The 17270-nt window shown below is 66.8% G+C and carries 15 protein-coding genes and 1 other RNA gene; 6 read left to right on the top strand and 10 right to left on the bottom strand.

Annotated elements, in window-relative coordinates:
• Positions 1 to 105: 105 nt before the first annotated feature.
• On the top strand, positions 106 to 570 hold the full coding sequence (locus tag ACFIMZ_RS03750) for an OsmC family protein (RefSeq protein WP_431821449.1): 465 nt from the start codon (positions 106 to 108) through the stop codon (positions 568 to 570).
• Positions 571 to 644: 74 nt separating this feature from the next.
• Here ACFIMZ_RS03750 and rnpB read toward each other — a convergent pair.
• The 3 genes from rnpB to pyrC all read right to left on the bottom strand — a co-directional run bounded on the left by rnpB (position 645) and on the right by pyrC (position 2996).
• Positions 645 to 1056: RNase P RNA component class A (gene rnpB, locus ACFIMZ_RS03745), an RNA gene on the bottom strand.
• 12 nt (positions 1057 to 1068) lie between these two features.
• On the bottom strand, positions 1069 to 1935 hold the full coding sequence (locus ACFIMZ_RS03740) for a DUF3025 domain-containing protein (protein ID WP_431821448.1): 867 nt from the start codon (positions 1933 to 1935) through the stop codon (positions 1069 to 1071).
• On the bottom strand, positions 1932 to 2996 hold the full coding sequence (pyrC, locus tag ACFIMZ_RS03735; RefSeq protein ID WP_431821447.1) for a dihydroorotase: 1065 nt from the start codon (positions 2994 to 2996) through the stop codon (positions 1932 to 1934). Before pyrC ends, ACFIMZ_RS03740 begins: the two co-directional genes overlap by 4 nt.
• A gap of 214 nt (positions 2997 to 3210) precedes the next feature.
• Here pyrC and ACFIMZ_RS03730 point away from each other — a divergent pair, with 214 nt between their 5' ends.
• Together ACFIMZ_RS03730 and ACFIMZ_RS03725 are read left to right on the top strand one after the other, a co-directional pair.
• Positions 3211 to 4113, top strand: coding sequence for a class II glutamine amidotransferase (locus ACFIMZ_RS03730; RefSeq protein WP_059760598.1), 903 nt, complete (start codon positions 3211 to 3213; stop codon positions 4111 to 4113).
• A 98-nt stretch (positions 4114 to 4211) separates the two neighbouring features.
• Positions 4212 to 5593 (top strand): IS3 family transposase gene (locus ACFIMZ_RS03725; protein ID WP_431819772.1). Its coding sequence is split into 2 segments (ribosomal slippage): positions 4212 to 4692 and positions 4692 to 5593, totalling 1383 coding nucleotides; the frame shifts between segments, so codons are not numbered across the junction.
• Positions 5594 to 5679: 86 nt separating this feature from the next.
• On the opposite strand, the gene ACFIMZ_RS03720 is transcribed toward ACFIMZ_RS03725, so the two are convergent.
• The 6 genes from ACFIMZ_RS03720 to ACFIMZ_RS03695 form a co-directional block, all read right to left on the bottom strand.
• On the bottom strand, positions 5680 to 6405 hold the full coding sequence (locus tag ACFIMZ_RS03720) for an amino acid ABC transporter ATP-binding protein (RefSeq protein ID WP_431821446.1): 726 nt from the start codon (positions 6403 to 6405) through the stop codon (positions 5680 to 5682).
• On the bottom strand, positions 6402 to 7079 hold the full coding sequence (gene gltK / locus ACFIMZ_RS03715; RefSeq protein WP_431821445.1) for a glutamate/aspartate ABC transporter permease GltK: 678 nt from the start codon (positions 7077 to 7079) through the stop codon (positions 6402 to 6404). The genes ACFIMZ_RS03720 and gltK overlap by 4 nt, the downstream gene beginning before the upstream one ends.
• Entirely contained in the window at positions 7079 to 7819 is a 741-nt protein-coding gene (locus ACFIMZ_RS03710) for an amino acid ABC transporter permease (protein WP_431821444.1), read from the bottom strand. Before ACFIMZ_RS03710 ends, gltK begins: the two co-directional genes overlap by 1 nt.
• Positions 7820 to 7903: 84 nt before the next feature.
• Complete coding sequence (locus tag ACFIMZ_RS03705) at positions 7904 to 8797, bottom strand: glutamate/aspartate ABC transporter substrate-binding protein (RefSeq protein WP_431821443.1); 894 nt, start codon at positions 8795 to 8797, stop codon at positions 7904 to 7906.
• A 229-nt stretch (positions 8798 to 9026) separates the two neighbouring features.
• Positions 9027 to 10313 (bottom strand): Glu/Leu/Phe/Val family dehydrogenase, encoded by a 1287-nt coding sequence (locus ACFIMZ_RS03700; protein ID WP_431821442.1) that lies wholly within the window; start codon positions 10311 to 10313, stop codon positions 9027 to 9029.
• 193 nt (positions 10314 to 10506) lie between these two features.
• Positions 10507 to 11457: a LysR substrate-binding domain-containing protein gene (locus tag ACFIMZ_RS03695; protein WP_431821441.1), complete on the bottom strand. Its 951-nt coding sequence runs from the start codon at positions 11455 to 11457 to the stop codon at positions 10507 to 10509.
• A 371-nt stretch (positions 11458 to 11828) separates the two neighbouring features.
• On the opposite strand from ACFIMZ_RS03695, the gene ACFIMZ_RS03690 reads away from it, so the two are divergent.
• Together ACFIMZ_RS03690 and purB are read left to right on the top strand one after the other, a co-directional pair.
• The gene (locus ACFIMZ_RS03690; RefSeq protein WP_431821440.1) at positions 11829 to 13232 is read left to right on the top strand and encodes an MFS transporter; all 1404 of its coding nucleotides are present in this window, start codon (positions 11829 to 11831) and stop codon (positions 13230 to 13232) included.
• A 177-nt stretch (positions 13233 to 13409) separates the two neighbouring features.
• Entirely contained in the window at positions 13410 to 14798 is a 1389-nt protein-coding gene (gene purB / locus ACFIMZ_RS03685; RefSeq protein WP_431821439.1) for an adenylosuccinate lyase, read from the top strand.
• Positions 14799 to 14882: 84 nt separating this feature from the next.
• On the opposite strand, the gene ACFIMZ_RS03680 is transcribed toward purB, so the two are convergent.
• A complete protein-coding gene (locus tag ACFIMZ_RS03680) occupies positions 14883 to 16301 on the bottom strand; it encodes an NAD(P)/FAD-dependent oxidoreductase (RefSeq protein WP_431821438.1) in 1419 nt (472 codons plus the stop codon).
• A 286-nt stretch (positions 16302 to 16587) separates the two neighbouring features.
• Between ACFIMZ_RS03680 and ACFIMZ_RS03675 the strand changes: the two genes are divergently transcribed.
• On the top strand, positions 16588 to 17244 hold the full coding sequence (locus ACFIMZ_RS03675; RefSeq protein ID WP_431821437.1) for a TetR/AcrR family transcriptional regulator: 657 nt from the start codon (positions 16588 to 16590) through the stop codon (positions 17242 to 17244).
• Positions 17245 to 17270: the final 26 nt, after the last annotated feature.

Raw genomic sequence — 17270 nt, 5'->3', positions numbered from 1 at the left:
ACCCGAAGGGAATTCGCGTTCCCATGCGCCGTCACGGGGCCCACGTCGGCGCACGCCGATCCGCATCGTGCGGCGCATCAGCCGGCCGCGGCCGTGCGGGCTACAATGCCGGATCGAATTCGAATCAGGCAACGCTGGAGCGCAAGCATGGAATGCAAAGTTAGCTGGTTGGGTCAGGACGGCATGGCGTTTTCCGCCCAGACCGGAAGCGGGCACCTCGTCACGATGGACGGCGCGCCCGAAGGCGGCGGCCACAATCTCGCGCCGCGGCCGATGGAGATGGTGCTGCTCGGCACCGGCGGCTGCACTGCGTACGACGTCGTGCTGATCCTGAAGAAGAGCCGCCAGGAAGTCACCGGCTGTTCGGTCACGCTGAAGGCCGAGCGCGCGAGCGAAGACCCGAAGGTCTTCACGAAGGTCCACTTCCACTTCACGGTCACCGGCCGCAACCTGAACCCGGCGACCGTCGAGCGCGCGATCAACCTGTCGCACGACAAGTACTGCTCGGCGTCGATCATGATCGCGAAGACGGCCGAGCTCACGCACGCGTTCGACATCGTCGCAGCCTGATCGAACGCCGCGCGGCACCGGAAATAAAAAGGGCCGGCGTCCCGCAAGGAGACGCCGGCCCTGTCGCATTCGAACGGCAAAGCAGGCCGATAAGCCGGATTCTGTGCACGCTGCACGCCGAAGCGCGCGGCGCGTGGCAGCCATTCCTCTAGGCGCGCCATTGCTGACGCGCTCAAGCTTCCTACCCGCAGACGAGACGGGGGCCCCGTCCTGCATCCGGAGATGCGCGCCTGCCTACTTGGAATTGCTCCGGGTGGAGGTTACCGTGCCGGCGAACGTCGCCGTCGCCGCGGTGCGCTCTTACCGCACCGTTTCACCCTTACCTGATCCCGGCTTGCGCCGGGCCATCGGCGGTTTGCTTTCTGTTGCCCTGTTCCGCGTGTCGCCACGGATGGCCGTTAGCCATCACCCTGCCCTGTGGAGTCCGGACTTTCCTCGCCCCCGCCTGCCCGAAGGCGGCGAGGCCGCGACTGCCTGGCCTGCTTTGCGACGCGCATTCTAGCACCGTGCGTCCGGACGCGCCCGCCGCCCGCTGCGAAACACCGCGGAATCGTCGTAGAACCCGGGATCGACGTTCGCCGCGCACCAGCCCGGCACGCCCAGCACCGGCAGCGGCGCGAAATCGCGGCTCGTCAGGTCTCGCGTCGCGAGCATCTGCGCGACCTGCGCATCGACGTGCGCGGCCTGGCGCGCGGCCGGCCACGAAAAATAGTCGCCGCTCACTTCGACGATCCACGCGTGCGCGGTGCAGGACTTGTACGGCGCGACGAGCTTCTCGAGCAGCGCATGCCCGACGAGCCGCACCTCGCAGCGCGCGCCCCACGCGTCGCGCGCGGCCACCAGCAGTGCGCGCCAGTCGAAGCCGCGCAGCGCGTCGGCGAGTGTCGGATCGGCCGTCACGAACAGTGCGGCATTCTCGTCGAACAGCGTCAGCGCGTCGCGCAACGAGCCGCGCACGGGCCCGACGCCGCCCGCCGCGTCGATCGCCGCGGCCTGGCGCGCATTCAGCGCCGCCTTGATGCGCGGATACGCGAACCAGGCGAGCGCATTGAAGAAATCGTGGAGATTGCGCCGGGTCGGCACGCCGCCCGTTGCGGCGATATGGGTCTCGTACGCGACGCCGGCCGGCAGGTCGGCTTGCGGCACGAAGCGCAGCGGCGCGCCGCGGCCGTTGACGAGCGGCGAGCCGCCCGTCGTGCCATTCAGCGCGGCGAGCAGCGCGGACTCGCCGTCGAGCGCCCCCGCCTGCGCGACGCGCCCCGTTGCGGCAAAGCCCGCGAGCCACGGCGCGGACCAGTCGATCCGCGCGAACGCCGCCACCCCGCTGTCCGGCTCACCGGCCGCGTGCGGCGGCGCGGCGCTCACGCGAGTTTCCAGCCGATCGATTCGCCCGCGCGCAGCGGCACGACCGGCGTGTCGCCCGCGAGGATTTCGAGCGGCAGCTCCCACGGTTCGCGGCGCAGCGTGACCGTCTCGGTCGCGCGCGGCAGGCCGTAGAAATCGGCGCCGTAGAAGCTCGCGAAGCCTTCGAGCTTGTCGAGCGCGCCGGCGTTGTCGAACGCCTCCGCATACAGCTCGAGCGCGTGCAGCGCCGTGTAGCAGCCCGCGCAGCCGCACGCGGCTTCCTTCGCGTTGCGCGCATGCGGCGCGCTGTCGGTGCCGAGGAAGAAGCGCGGGTTGCCCGAGGTCGCCGCCTCGACGAGCGCGACGCGGTGCGTCTCGCGCTTGAGCACCGGCAGGCAGTAGTAATGCGGGCGAATCCCGCCGACGAAGATCGCGTTGCGGTTGTACAGCAGGTGATGCGCGGTGATCGTCGCGCCGATCAGGCCCGGCGCCGCGTCGGCGTCGCGCACGTAGTCGGCCGCATCCTTCGTCGTGATGTGCTCGAACACGACCTTCAGGCCAGGGAAATCGCGGCGCAGCGGCGTCATCACGCGGTCGATGAAGACCTTTTCGCGGTCGAACAGGTCGATCGACGCGTCGGTCACCTCGCCGTGCACGAGCAGCGGCATCCCGGCTTCCTGCATCGCCTCCAGCGTCTTCGCGCATTTCGCGAGATCGGTCACGCCGTGGTCCGAGTTGGTCGTCGCGCCCGCGGGATACAGCTTCACGCCGTGCACGAAACCGCTTTCGCGCGCGCGGCGGATCTCGTCGGGGGGCGTGTTGTCGGTCAGGTACAGCGTCATCAGCGGCTCGAACGTCACGCCGGCCGGCACCGCGGCCAGGATCCGCTCGCGGTACGCCTGCGCCTGCGCGGTGGTCGTCACGGGCGGCTTCAGGTTCGGCATGATGATCGCGCGGCCGAACTGGCGCGCGGTGTGCGGCAGCACGGCGGCGAGCATCTCGCCGTCGCGGACGTGCAGGTGCCAGTCGTCGGGACGGGCGAGCGTCAGCGTCGCCGGGGAGGATGCGTTCGAGGCAGTCATAGGAGGCGTCGTGAGGAACGGGGCGGAAAAGCGGGAGCGGGAAAACGGTGCCGAATCCCGCCGCGCGGGCCGACTGACGGCTAACCGCAACACGGGGCCGTTCGTCGGCGGAATCCGCTTTTTACCGCTATTGGCTCGGTGATATGCTAGAAGCATGCATTGTACCGGGGTTCGCCCGGTGCGTTATCCGCTTCAGCCTGCCGCCCCAAGTAAAATGTGCCAACTCCTAGGAATGAACTGCGCCGCGCCGACGGACGTCACATTCTCCTTCACCGGTTTCGCGGCCCGGGGCGGGCTCACCGACCACCATGCCGACGGCTGGGGCATCGCCTTCTTCGAAGATAAAGCCTGCCGCCTGTTCATCGATCACCAGGCATCGGCCACGTCGCCGATCGCCGAAATGGTCAAGCGCTACCCGATCAAGTCGAAGAACACGATCGCGCACATCCGCAAGGCGACGCAGGGCCATATCCTGCTCGAGAACAGCCACCCGTTCATGCGCGAGCTGTGGGGCCGGCACTGGATCTTCGCGCATAACGGCGACCTGCAGGACTACGCGCCGGACATGGAAGGCAGCGTCTATCACCCGGTCGGCACGACAGACAGCGAACGCGCGTTCTGCGTGCTGATGCAGGGGCTGCGCGAAGCGTTCCCCGGCGCGCAGCCGCCGCTGCCGGAACTGTTCGAGCGGGTCGGCGAGCTGACCCGCGGCATCACCGACCACGGCGTGTTCAACTTCCTGATGTCGAACGGCCAGGCGCTGTTCGCGCACTGCTCGACGCGGCTGCACTACATCGTGCGCCGCTGGCCGTTCTCGACCGCGCATCTCGTCGACGAAGACCTGTCGATCGACTTTGCGAAATACACGACGCCGGAAGACCGCGTCGCGGTGATCGCGACGCAGCCGCTCACCGACAACGAAGTGTGGACCGCGTTCGAGCCGGGCGAGCTGATCATGTTCCAGTGCGGCGACGTCGCCGCGCGGATGCAGATCCCGGTGCCGCCCGCCGTGCTCGAGAAGCTGCGCAACCCGGCGCTCGACGCGTCGGCGTCCGCGCCCACGCGGCCGCTGCCGGCCGTCGAGGCGGACGTCAGCGAGGACGCGTTCGACTTCTGATAGCACGGCCCGACACGCGCAGACGAAGCGGAAACGCCCGGCAGCGCCTGAACTGAACCCCAGGAGTTGGACATAGATCCGACCCTTGGGTTTTTTTCATGTTGAAGCACGACGAGCGATTAAAGCTCAAAGTAGTGAAGCAGTATTTGGCGGGAGGGATAGGCTTCAGAGCCTTGGCCCAGGCCCATGGGGTGGGCCGAACCTTGGCGCGGCAGTGGGTTGCGGAGTACAAACTGCACGGTATTGATGGGCTGCGCCGCAAGGGTCACAGCGAGTACAGCGCGCAATTCAAGCGTGAGGCGCTGGAGCGTATGCAGCGAGAGAATCTGTCCCGTACGCAGATGCAGGCGATACTGGGTATCCGAGATCCTGGAGCACTTGCCCGTTGGGAACGCCAGTATCATGACGGCGGTTTCCCAGCCCTGTTACCGCGCCCCAAGGGGCGCCGCCCCAACAAGATGTCGACTTTACCGCCTACCGAACCTACGCCGTCGGACGCCGAATCGGATACCCGTACCCGCGAGCAATTGCTCAAGGAGAACGAATACCTGCGCGCGGAGGTGGCCTATCTAAAAAAACTCGATGCCTTGATTCGGGCGGAGCAACGTCAGACACGACGCGCAAAGCGCAAGTAGTGCTCGAATTGAGGCAAGACCATGCATTGGCCATCCTGCTGGACGTAGCGGGATTGGCGCGCAGTACTTTTTACTACCAGCAGAAAGCGCTTCAAGCCGGAGATCGTTACGCCGGGCTCAAGCAACGCATCCGTGCGATCTACGAGTCCCACCGGGGCCGGTATGGCTATCGGCGTATCACGGCGGTAGTCCGACAGGCTGGAGAACAGATCAATCACAAACTGGTTCGGCGCTTGATGGTTCAGCTCGGCTTGAAGTCGCTGGTGCGGCCGAAGAAGTACCGCTCCTATCGAGGAACGGTAGGCCGTGTTGCCCCGAACCTGCTCAACCGGCAATTCAAGGCGCAGCGACCTAACGAGAAGTGGGTCACGGATGTCACCGAATTCAACGTGAAAGGCCGCAAGCTATACCTGTCGCCGGTGATGGATCTGTATAACGGGGAGATCATTGCCTGGCAGAGTGCTGTCCAGCCGACCTTCGATCTGGTTGGAAGCATGCTGAGCAAAGCGTTCTCCCGTCTCGGGCAAGGCGAGCGCCCTCTGCTGCATTCCGATCAAGGATGGCAGTACCAGATGGCTGCCTATCGAAGACTGCTGGATCAGCGGGCGATTCGCCAGAGCATGTCGCGCAAGGGCAACTGCCTGGACAATGCCGCGATGGAAAGCTTCTTTGGTACGCTCAAGGCAGAGTTCTTCCACTTGAACGAGTTCGACAGCGTTGAACAGCTACAGGCTGGGATCCAGCAGTACATCCATTACTACAACCACGAACGTATCCGGCTGAAACTAAAAGGGCTGAGTCCTGTGCAGTACAGAACTCAGCCCTTCTTGGCCCAGCATTCTTGAACCGTCCAACTTCCGGGGTTCAGTTCAGCGCCGGGCGTTTCCGTTTGCAGCGGCACGCGAAGGGCGGCCCCGCCGCCCTGCCCGCGTCAGTGCAGTATCTTCGCGAGGAAGTCCTTCGCGCGGTCCGACCGCGGATTCGCGAAGAAGTCTTCCTTGCGGTCGTCCTCGACGATCGCGCCCTTGTCCATGAAGATCACGCGGTGCGCGACCTTCTTCGCGAAGCCCATCTCGTGCGTGACGACCATCATCGTCATCCCTTCCTTCGCGAGTTCGACCATCACGTCGAGCACCTCGTTGATCATCTCGGGATCGAGCGCCGACGTCGGCTCGTCGAACAGCATCGCAATCGGATCCATCGACAGCGCGCGCGCGATCGCGACCCGCTGCTGCTGGCCGCCCGACAACTGGCCCGGATACTTGTGCGCGTGCGCCTTCAGGCCGACGCGGTCGAGCAGCTTCATGCCCTTCTCGGCCGCCTCGTCCTTGCCGCGGCCGAGCACCTTGACCTGCGCGAGCGTCAGGTTCTCGGTGATCGACAGGTGCGGGAACAGCTCGAAGTGCTGGAACACCATCCCGACCTTCGAGCGCAGCTTCGACAGGTTCGTCTTCTTGTCGCCGACCGACTGGCCGTTGACGAGGATCTCGCCCTGCTGGAACGGCTCGAGGCCGTTCACGGTCTTGATCAGCGTCGACTTGCCCGAACCCGACGGACCGCAGACGACGACCACCTCGCCTTTCTTGACCTCGGTCGTGCAATCGGTGAGGACCTGAAACTGGCCGTACCACTTCGAAACGTTCTTGATGGAAATCATCTTGTGACCTTTTTCTGGAGACCTTTGACGAGGGCGGACGCCACCGAGCAAATCACGAAATAGCATGCACCCGCGAACAGGATCATCTCGACGCTCGTGCCGTCGCGATCGCCGATGTTGGCGGCCGTGCGGAAGAAGTCCGCGAGACTGATCACGTAGACGAGCGACGTGTCCTGGAACAGCACGATCGCCTGCGTGAGCAGCAGCGGCACCATCGCGCGGAAGGCCTGCGGCAGGATCACGAGGCGCATCGCCTGCGCGTAGTTCATGCCGAGCGCGAACGCGGCGTTCACCTGCCCGCGCGGCACCGCCTGGATGCCGGCGCGGATGATCTCCGAATAATACGCGGCCTCGAACAGCGAGAACGCGACCATCGCCGACGCGAGCCGGATGTCGATCGTCGGCGACAGCCCGAGTACGCCCTGCAGCAGCTGCGGCACGATCAGGAAGAACCACAGCAGCACCATCACGAGCGGAATCGAGCGGAACACCGTCACGTAGCCCTGCGCGAACCACGCGAGCGGCTTGACGCCCGACAGCCGCATCAGCGCGAGCAGCGTGCCCCAGACGATGCCGACGACGATCGCGAGCGCCGTGATCTGGAACGTGATGATCGCGCCCGTCCAGAGCGTCGGCAGCGCGCCGGGAATACTACTCCAGTCGAACTGATGCATCACTTGCCTCCGATGTAGCCGGGCAGCCGGGACTTGCTTTCGACCCAGCGCATGAACGCCATCACGACGAGGTTGATGACCACGTACGCGAGCGTGACGGCGATGAACGATTCATACGTCTGCGCGGTGTAGTCGACGAGCTGGCGCGCCTGCGCGGACAGGTCGAGCAGCCCGATCGTCGACGCGACCGCGGAGTTCTTGAAGATGTTCAGGAATTCCGACGTGAGCGGCGGCACGATGATCCGGTACGCGACCGGCAGCAGAACGTAGCGGTACGTCTGCCACTGCGTGAAGCCCATCGCGAGGCCGGCGGCGCGCTGGCCCTTCGGCAGCGCGTTGATGCCCGAGCGCACCTGCTCGCACACGCGTGCGCCCGTGAACAGGCCGAGACAGACGATCGACGCGGTGAAGAACTGCGTGCCCGGCGGCAACTGCTTGATCCAGGTGCCGATCGACGGCGGCAGCAGCTCCGGCACGACGAGGTACCAGACGAAGAACTGCACGATCAGCGGGATGTTCCGGAAGACCGACACGTAGGCCGTGCCGATCGCCGACAGCCATTTGTTCGGCACCGTGCGCAGCACGCCGAACAGCGAGCCGACGATCAGCGCGATCACCCAGGCGACGAGCGACACCTTGATCGTCACCCAGAACCCGGACATCAGCCATCCAAAGTAAGTGGTCGGCTCGCCGGTCGAGACGGGGCTCAGGAAGATGCCCCAGTTCCAGTGGTATGACATGGACAAGACTCCTGCAAAAAGAAACGGAAGAAGCGTGGCCTCTTCCGTTTCGTCAGCGTCAACTCTGCTTCAACGGACGCGCGGTCAGTCGAGGGCCTTGTCGTTCGGGTTCGCGTAGAGATTCTTCATCGCATCGGAGAGCGGGAACTTCAGGTTCAGCCCCTTCGGCGGGATCGGGTTCTCGAACCATTTCGCGTAGATCTTCGCGGCTTCGCCGGACCTCTCGACCTGAACGATCGCATCGTCGACGACCTTCTTGAACGCCGGATCGTCCTTGCGCATCATGCAGCCGTAAGCTTCCTGCGATTGCGGCGCGCCGACGATCACCCAGTCGTCCGCCTTCTTCGCCTTCGCGCGCTCGCCCGCGAGCAGCGCGTCATCCATCATGAACGCGACCGCGCGGCCCGTCTCCAGCGTCTGGAACGATTCGCCGTGGTCCTTCGCGCTGATGATGGTCATGCCCATCTGCTTCTCGTTGTTCATCGCGCGCAGCAGTCGCTCGGACGTCGTGCCGGCCGTCGTGACGACGGTCTTGCCCTTCAGGTCCGGGAAATCCTTGACGCCCGAACTCTTGTTCGTCATCAGCCGCGTGCCGATCACGAAGATCGTGTCCGAGAAGGCCGCCTGCTTCTGGCGGTCGAGGTTGTTCGTCGTCGAGCCGCACTCGATGTCGATCGTGCCGTTCTGCACGAGCGGGATGCGGTTCTGCGACGTGACGGGAATGTTGCGGACCTGCAGGTTCGGCAGGTTCAGCGTCTTCTTCACCGCGTCGACGACCTTCATCTGGAAGTCGCGCGAATAGCCGACCACCTGCTGGTTCTGGTCGTAGTAGGAGAACGGGATCGACGATTCGCGGTGTCCCAGCGCGATCAGACCCGTGTCCTTGATTTTCTTCAGCGTGCCGGTCTCCTGCGCATGCGCGCCGCTTGCGAACGCACACAGCGCCGCGGCCATCAGGATTGCCTTGTGGTATTTCATTTTGTTCATCTCCTTGGCTAAAACCCGCGCCAGTGTATCAAAGTAATTTTTCTGAAAGTACTGGTTGTTTTCCGCACTGCGGCGCGCCCCGTGCGAAGCCTTCCTCCCGGCTCCGGGCGCCCGAATGCGCAAGCGGGCGGCACCGGATCCGGTGCCGCCCGCGAGGGGTCATGTTCGCAATCGGGTCGATTGCGTCATGTTCTGATCAGGATCGACCGAGGTCGACCGATCAGGGGTACAGGCCGCGCATTTCGCGCGCCATCAGGATGCGCTTGCACGCGACGATGAACGCCGCGGTACGCACCGACACCTTGTGCTCTTCCGCGACCGCCCACACGCCGGCGAACGCTTCGCGCATCACGCGCTCGAGACGGTGGTTGATCTCGTCTTCCGTCCAGAAGAAGCTCGAGAAGTCCTGCACCCACTCGAAGTACGACACGGTCACGCCGCCCGCGTTCGCGATCACGTCCGGGATCACCAGCACGCCGTTCGCGGTCAGGATGTCGTCCGCCGCGGTCGTCGTCGGGCCGTTCGCGCCTTCGACGATGATCTTGGTGCGGATCTTCGCCGCGTTCTTCTCGGTGATCTGGTTTTCCAGCGCCGCCGGGATCAGGATGTCGGTCTCGACCGTCCAGAACTCGTCGTTCGGCATCGGCTCAGCGCCTTCGAAGCCCGCGACGCCGCCCGTGCGGGCCACGTGGTCGAGCAGCTTGTTCGCGTCGAGGCCGGACGGCTTGTAGATCGTGCCGGTGTGATCCTGCACCACGATCACCTTCGAGCCCGCTTCCTGGAACAGCTTCGCCGCGATGCCGCCGACGTTGCCGAAGCCCTGCACCGCGATGCGCGCGCCGGCGATTTCGAGACCCTTCTTCTTCGCCGCTTCGCAGCCGACCACGAACACGCCGCGGCCCGTTGCTTCCTTGCGGCCGAGCGAACCGCCGAGCGAGATCGGCTTGCCGGTCACGACGCCGGTGGCCGTCTGGCCCTGGTTCATCGAGTACGTGTCCATCATCCACGCCATCACCTGTTCGTTGGTGTTGACGTCCGGCGCCGGAATGTCGGTGTTCGGGCCGATGATGATGCCGATTTCGCTGGTGTAGCGGCGCGTCACGCGCTCGAGCTCACCACGCGACAGCTTGCGCGGGTCGACGCGGATGCCGCCCTTCGCGCCGCCGTACGGCACGTTCACTGCTGCGTTCTTCACCGACATCCACGCGGACAGCGCCATCACTTCCGACAGCGTCACGTCCTGGTGGTAGCGCACGCCGCCCTTGCCCGGGCCGCGCGACACGTTGTGCTGCACGCGGTAGCCCTCGAAGTGCGCGACGGTGCCGTTGTCGAGCTCGATCGGCACGTCGACGACCAGGATGCGCTTCGGACGCTTCAGCGTTTCGAGCCAGCGCGACAGCGAGCCGAGGTACGGCGCGACGCGATCGACTTGCTGAAGGTAGTTGCCCCACGGGCCGAGATCGTCGGCGTGCAAGTAGGACGGGATGGACTGCAGTTGCGAAGACATGGATTCTCCAACGGTCAACGGATGGCGCACATTGTCGAAAAACCCGTTTTTTTTATCCAATGCCGTTTGCTTATTCGATTATGCGTTTCCTGCATGATCGCGATTTTTCGCAAGTACGCGGTCGATTTACGCAAGAACGGCCGCGATCGGCCCTGCATCCGGTGCGCCGAAGATCGTGCCGGCCGTGCGTGCCCTAGCCCGCCGCCTCGCGCAGCTCGTCGCTCACCACCTCCCACAGCGCCCGCACCAGCTTCTGCCGCGGCTCGTCGCCCTGCAGCGCGAGCTTGTCGCAGTACAGCCGGATCTCCATCGTCAGCGTGTACGGATGCGCGCCGCGCGCCGCGCGGTCGAGCCGGATCAGCCGGCCGCCCGCGACCGCGTCCTCGACCGCGCTGTGCGGCAGGAACGCGATGCCGTGGCCGGCGAGCGCCATCGCCTTCAGCCCTTCCGCCATGTCGGTTTCGTACACGCGGTCGAGAAACAGCGGCGTCGGCGCGTTCGCGATGATCACCTCGGTCATCCGGCCGAGATACGCGTTCGGCGTATACGACAGGTACGGCACGCGCGCATCGGCCGCGCCCGGCAGCGTGTAGCGCGGCCGCCCCGCGCGGCCCGGCGCCGAGAACGGGCTGATCGGCTCGCTGCCGAGCGTCAGCATGTCGTAGCGCGCGGGGTCGAGCGCGACCGGATGGCTCGGATGGTGATAGCCCATCACGAGATCGCAGCCGCCCTCGACGAGCGACAGCACGGCGTCGTGCACGTTCAGCGCGCGCAGCCGCGTGTGAACCGGCCCCATCTTCGCCTCGATCCGCTGCAGCCAGCGCGGGAAATAGGTGAGCGACAGCGTGTGCGGCACCGCGAACTCGATCGTCGGCACCGGCGCGCCGACGTGGCCGCGCAGCAGCGTGCGCGCCTCGTGGGCCTGCGACAGCATCGTCAGCGCCTGCTCGTAGAAGATCTGGCCGGCCTGCGTGAGGCGGGTCGGATAAACCGAACGATCGATCAGTTCGGTCGCGAGCCACGCCTCGAGCGCCTGGATGCGGCGCGAGAACGCCGGCTGCGACACGTGCCGCAATTCGGCGGACCGGCTAAAGCTGCGCGTCTCCGCGAGCGAGACGAAGTCTTCGAGCCATTTCAGTTCCATGCGGGCGGCCGCGGCGGGCGGCGATCAGGAAGAAGCCTGCATTCTACCGGCGCACCGGGGCGGGCGCGGCCCCGGCGGGGCCGCCCGTCCCGCATGCGCGCCCTCATGCCGTGCGCCGCGCATGACGCTCGTTGTGCATTGCCGCACCAGCGCCGCGCCACACGCACGCGCGCGGTGCCGGCGCCACGCCCGCGCCGGCGGCCGGTGGTTCCCGCTACCCATTGCCGGAGCGGGCCACGCGCCGCGCCCGGCAAAACTTGCCGGTGGTTGGCACGGACATTGCGGAACGCACACTCGGACCACCCCGTCCGGCGTTTCGTCCGTCCGACCTCGCCCGGCCTTGCGGCCGGCACCCCGAAGAGGCTCCACCGATGAAGAACCTGCGCACTTCCCTGCAGAGCGGCAACTGGCGTTCGCTGCTCGCGTGCTTCCTGTATTTCGACACCGGCTTCACCGTCTGGGTGCTGTACGGCCCGCTCGCGCCGTTCATCGGCAAGGACATCGCGATGTCCGCCGCGCAGCAGGGCTTTCTCGTCGCGGTGCCGGTGCTCGCCGCCGCGATCCTGCGCGTCACGCTCGGCAACCTGTACCAGTCCGCGAACGGCCGGCGCATCGCGCTGATGGGCGTGCTGCTGTCCGCGCTGCCCGCGGTCGTGCTGCCGTGCGTGCCCGGCACGCCGTCGTACGCGCTGCTGCTCGTGCTCGGCGTGTTCCTCGGGATCGGCGGCGCAAGCTTCGCGGTCGCGCTGCCGATGGCGGGCAGCAGCTATCCGCCGAAGGTGCAGGGCCTCGTGCTCGGCCTCGCGGCGGCCGGCAACATCGGCGCGGTGCTCGACGGCTTCATGTTTCCGCGCATCGCGGCCGCGCTCGGCTGGCAGTTCTCGACGGCCGCCGCGCTGCCGCTGCTCGCGATCGCCGGCTTCGCGCTGTTCGCGTGGGCCGACGACCGCGGCGAAAAATCGGGCAGCGCGCCGCGCGCGCTCGGCGCGTTCGCGATCACGCTCGCCGGCCTCGTCGCGCTGGTGCTCGCGGTGCACGCGGGCGTGTTCGGCGCGGGCAAGACGGGCGTGCTGCTGCTGCCGGCGATGGGCGCGCTGCTCGCGATCGCCGTGCTGCCCGCGCGCTACCGCGCGGTGCTCGCCGAGCGCGACACGTGGGTCATCATGCTGATCTACAGCATCACGTTCGGCGGGTTCGTCGGCATGTCGTCGTACGTGACGCTGCTGCTGACGAACCTCTATCAGATGCCGAAGATCGAGGCCGGCCTGTTCATGTCGCTGCTCGCGTTCCTCGGCGCGATCGTGCGGCCGTTCGGCGGACACCTCGCCGACCGCGTCACCGGCGTGCGCGCGCTGATCGTGCTGCTCGCGGCGATCGCCGCCGCCGACTTCGCGTTCGCCGCGTGGATGCCGCCGGTCGCGGGCGGCATCGCGCTGCTGATCTGCCTGTACATCGCGTTCGGGCTCGGCAACGGCGCGACGTTCCAGCTCGTGCCGCACCGCTGGCAGGGCAAGACCGGGCTGCTGTCGGGAATCGTCGGCGCGGCGGGCGGGATCGGCGGCTTCTACCTGCCGGTCGTGATGGGCATCGCGAAGGAAAGCACCGGCAGCTACCAGCTCGGCTTCGCGACGTTCGGCGCGCTCGCCACCTGCGCGTGCGGCGCGCTCGTGCTGCTGCGCGCGCAGTGGCTGCGCTGGGCGGCGCCGGCCGGCGACGTCGCGCCCGCGAACGCGCCGCCGGTCGCGCTGGGCGGCGCGGCGAGCGTGGCCGAATAGCGCGCGGCGCAGGCCGGCAGCGGCGCTCGCGCTGCCGGCGGAACACCCGCGCGCACGCGCCCGAAAGCCGGGCCGGGCCGCGCTCGCCGCGCGGCCGGGGGGGGCCGCCCCGCGCCGATGGTAAAATCATAGATTCTCCTCCCCCTCGTTCGACCCGGCCCCAAGGCCCGCCCGATCATGTCCGACACTCGTCCCGATACGCTTTTCGCCCTCACCGCGCTCTCGCCCATCGACGGCCGCTACGCCAGCAAGACCGAAGCGCTGCGCGACTGGCTCTCCGAAGCCGCCTTCATGCGCCACCGCGTCACCGTCGAGGTGCACTGGCTGATCGCGCTGTCGCGCGCCGGCTTCGCGGAAGTCCCGCGCTTCTCCGACGCCGCCGAGCAGTTCCTGCTGCAGCTCGTCGAGCGCTTCACCGCGCACGACGCGGCGCGCATCAAGGACATCGAGCGCGTGACGAACCACGACGTGAAGGCCGTCGAATACTGGCTGAAGGAATCGGTGAAGGGCCAGGCCGAACTCGAGAAGGCGAGCGAATTCATCCACTTCGCGTGCACGTCCGAGGACATCAACAACACGTCGCACGGGATGATGCTCGCCGGCGCGCGCGAGCACGTGATCCTGCCCGCGCTGCGCACCGTCCACCAGCGCCTCGTCGCGCTCGCGCACGCGCTCGCCGACCAGCCGATGCTGTCGCGCACGCACGGCCAGCCGGCCAGCCCGACGACGCTCGGCAAGGAGCTCGCGAACGTCGCCGCGCGCCTCTCGCGCGCGATCACGCGCATCGAGAAGGTCGAGATCCTCGGCAAGATGAACGGCGCGGTCGGCAACTTCAACGCGCACCTGTCCGCGTATCCGGAATTCGACTGGGAAGCGTTCTCGCGCGACGTGATCGAGAACCGCCTGAAGCTCACGTTCAACCCGTACACGATCCAGATCGAGCCGCACGACTACATGGCCGAGCTGTTCGACGCGGTCGCGCGCGCGAACACGATCCTGCTCGACCTCGACCGCGACGTGTGGGGCTACATCTCGGTCGGCTACTTCAAGCAGAAGACGAAGGCCGGCGAAATCGGCTCGTCGACGATGCCGCACAAGGTCAACCCGATCGACTTCGAGAACTCGGAAGGCAACCTCGGCCTCGCGAACGCGACGCTGCGCCACCTCGCCGACAAGCTGCCGGTGTCGCGCTGGCAGCGCGACCTGACCGACTCGACGGTGCTGCGCAACATGGGCGTCGCGCTCGGCTACTCGCTGCTCGCGTATGACTCGCTGATCCGCGGCCTCGACAAGCTCGAAGTGAATCCGCAGCGCCTGAACGAAGACCTCGACAACTGCTGGGAAGTGCTCGCGGAGCCGGTGCAGACGGTGATGCGCCGCTACGGCATCGAGAACCCGTACGAGCAGCTGAAGGAACTGACGCGCGGCAAGGGCATCACGCGCGAAGCGCTGCAGCAGTTCGTCGGCACGCTCGCGATCCCGCAGGACGCGAAGGACCGCCTGCTCGCGATGACGCCCGCGTCGTACATCGGCAAGGCCGTCGAACTCGCGAAGCGGATCGCGTAACACCCCGCCGCGCCAAGGAAGAACGCCCGATGCATTGCGCATCGGGCGTTTTTGTTTTTCCGGCCGGCGACCTGCATTACGCGATCAGAACGAGATCATCTTCCCCGGATTCAGCGCCGTCATCATGGTCATCGCGGCCTTCGCCGCCGGAATCGCGATCGGCGACAGCTGGCGGCCGAGCGGAATCGCGCGGTGGTCGATGCCGGTCAGCATCGAGAAATCGTCGTTATGGCCGACGAAGTCGTCGCAGATCGCCTTGCCGATTCGCACCGTCTGCGCGACCCCGTGGCCGCTCCAGCCCTGCACCATGTACATCGGCACGCGGCCGTCGGTCTTGCGGCTGTCGGTCGCGCCGTTCAGCGTGAAGTCGCTGACGCCGCTCCAGCAGTAATCGAGCGCGAAGCGGCCGTCATATTGCGGGAACACCGTATTCAGCCGGGTCAGCAGGTACGCGTCGACGTCCGGCTGCGCCCAGCAGGTGCCGGTGCCCTGCCCGCCGAACAGCAGGCGGTTGCCGCGCACCGGCCGGTAATAGTCGATCTGGAACTGCGTGTCGTACACGGGCATGCCGGCCGGCATCAGCGTCGCGACGTCGACGTCGAGCGGCGCCGTCACGCTCACGTACGTGAAGAACGGCACGGTCGTCGCGCCGCCGTCGTCGAGCAGCCGGAAGGTCGTGTTGTGCAGCGCGAGCACGACGCCCTTGCGCGCGGTGATCGTCCCGCCCGCGGTGGTCGCGACGACGCCGTCCGGCGTCTCGTCGAGCTCGAGCACCTCGGTGCCCTCGTACAGCTCGCCGCCGTTCTGGCGGAAGCCGTGGACGAGGCCGCGCACCAGCGCGAGCGGGTGGATCTGGCCGCCCAGCGCGTCGATCGCCGCGCCGTGATACAGCGCCGAGCGCACGTATTCGTCCTGCAATTGATGCTTGCCGGCCAGCGTCACGCTTGCGTCGCCGAGGCTGCGGCGCGCATCCGCGCCGTCGAGCAGCGCGCTCATGTGGCCGGGGTGGACGGCCGCCGTAATGTGGCCGCGCTTGCGGTCGAGATCGAGCGCGTAGCGCGCGCCGATCGCGTCGATCAGGTCCATCGACTCGGCCGACGCGAAACGCCACAGGCGCTTCGCGTCGTCGTGCGACAGCTGCTCGATCATGTCGGCCGCTTCCCAGCGCGCGAGGCCCGGGGTCAGCTGGCCGCCGTTGCGGCCCGATGCGGCCGAACCGATGTGATGCTTGTCGACGAGGATCGTGTCGACGCCCGCCTCGGCCAGGTGCAGCGCCGCCGACGCGCCGAGCAGGCCGCCGCCGATCACCAGCACGTCGCACACGGCATCGCGCGCGAGCGGCGCGCTGTTTTCCCAGCGCGACAGCGATGCCTCGTAGTAGTTGGCCGGTTGATCGCCGTCGTAACGGGCCGGATCGCACCAGTTCCAGTTGTCTTTCTCGATATTCAGTTGCGTTTGTTCAAAGCGCGAATCGTCCTGAATCAGGGGTTTGCTCGAAGTCATGTTTGCACTTGCATGGTCTTGGGCCGCCTGTCGAAGAGCCTTCTGGCTTCGCGGGTGGGGCAGCCGGTTCCACATGGGTGTCAACGATAAAAGGGGCGCAATGGCCCGTGTTGACGGCGGACACGCTCGTGTCGCCAGAATCCCGGACTGTGCGAAAGCACGTATTGAAAGGTGCCGGGACACCCAATTTCTACACCGCAGAAATAATTCTACAGTGTAGAATCTGCTTTCGTCAAGCTTACGGTTCGACACGCCCTCCGGCGTGCGCCGGCCAATCCCCGCACCGATGAAGGACAAACCCGCCCAAGGCCCGCGTGGCCTCGACAAGGACGCGATCGTCGCGGCCGCGCTGACGCTGCTCGAAGACGTCGGCGAAGCGGCATTCAGCGTGCGCAAGCTCGCGCAAACGGTCGGCTGCGATCCGATGAGCGTGCTCTATCACTTCAAGTCGAAGGAAGGGCTGAGCCGGGCGATCGCGAACGCGCTGTCGCGCTCGCTGACGCCGGTCGACGACAGCCTGCCGTGGCGCGAACGGCTGCGCGACCTCGCGCGCCAGTACCGCGGGCTCGCGCTCCGCTATCCGGCCGCGTTCGGCCTGCTGCAGCGTCACGTCAGCACCGGGCCGGCCGATCTCGCGCATATCGAGGCCGTGCACCGTGCGCTGGCCGACGCCGGCATCCCGCGCGCGGCGCGGCCGTGCGTGTGCGTCGGCTGGTATGCGAGCGTGATCGGGCTCGCCGCGGCCGAAGCCGGCGGCCTGACGCGGCCCGCCAACGACGTCGAGCTCGCGGAAATCGGCGCGCTGTCCGACGCCAGCCACCCGCTCGTGAAATCCGCCGCGCCGCTCTACGCGCGCCTCGACCCGGCCGTCGTGCACGACACGATGCTCGACGTGCTGCTCGACGGGATCGCGCACCACGCGCGAACGCCGGCCGCAGAATGAGCAAGGGCGCTCCGACGAGCGCCCTT

It is taken from the genome of Burkholderia sp. F1 (assembly GCF_050813845.1).
GTDB classification, from domain to species: Bacteria; Pseudomonadota; Gammaproteobacteria; order Burkholderiales; family Burkholderiaceae; genus Burkholderia; species Burkholderia ubonensis.
The sequence above is the reverse complement of the archived record's forward strand: the minus strand, read 5'-3'. Positions and strand labels throughout refer to the sequence as shown.

Excerpts from the sequence above, each read along its gene's own strand:
- ACFIMZ_RS03700 (WP_431821442.1), bottom strand. The coding sequence starts at position 10,313 with ATGTCTTCGCAACTGCAGTCCATCCCGTCCTACTTGCACGCCGACGAT.
- ACFIMZ_RS03720 (WP_431821446.1), bottom strand. The coding sequence starts at position 6,405 with ATGATTTCCATCAAGAACGTTTCGAAGTGGTACGGCCAGTTTCAGGTC.
- pyrC (WP_431821447.1), bottom strand. The coding sequence starts at position 2,996 with ATGACTGCCTCGAACGCATCCTCCCCGGCGACGCTGACGCTCGCCCGT.
- ACFIMZ_RS03680 (WP_431821438.1), bottom strand. The coding sequence starts at position 16,301 with ATGACTTCGAGCAAACCCCTGATTCAGGACGATTCGCGCTTTGAACAA.
- ACFIMZ_RS03710 (WP_431821444.1), bottom strand. The coding sequence starts at position 7,819 with ATGTCATACCACTGGAACTGGGGCATCTTCCTGAGCCCCGTCTCGACC.
- ACFIMZ_RS03695 (WP_431821441.1), bottom strand. The coding sequence starts at position 11,457 with ATGGAACTGAAATGGCTCGAAGACTTCGTCTCGCTCGCGGAGACGCGC.
- purB (WP_431821439.1), top strand. The coding sequence starts at position 13,410 with ATGTCCGACACTCGTCCCGATACGCTTTTCGCCCTCACCGCGCTCTCG.
- ACFIMZ_RS03705 (WP_431821443.1), bottom strand. The coding sequence starts at position 8,797 with ATGAAATACCACAAGGCAATCCTGATGGCCGCGGCGCTGTGTGCGTTC.
- ACFIMZ_RS03675 (WP_431821437.1), top strand. The coding sequence starts at position 16,588 with ATGAAGGACAAACCCGCCCAAGGCCCGCGTGGCCTCGACAAGGACGCG.
- gltK (WP_431821445.1), bottom strand. The coding sequence starts at position 7,079 with ATGCATCAGTTCGACTGGAGTAGTATTCCCGGCGCGCTGCCGACGCTC.
- ACFIMZ_RS03730 (WP_059760598.1), top strand. The coding sequence starts at position 3,211 with ATGTGCCAACTCCTAGGAATGAACTGCGCCGCGCCGACGGACGTCACA.
- ACFIMZ_RS03690 (WP_431821440.1), top strand. The coding sequence starts at position 11,829 with ATGAAGAACCTGCGCACTTCCCTGCAGAGCGGCAACTGGCGTTCGCTG.
- ACFIMZ_RS03750 (WP_431821449.1), top strand. The coding sequence starts at position 106 with ATGCCGGATCGAATTCGAATCAGGCAACGCTGGAGCGCAAGCATGGAA.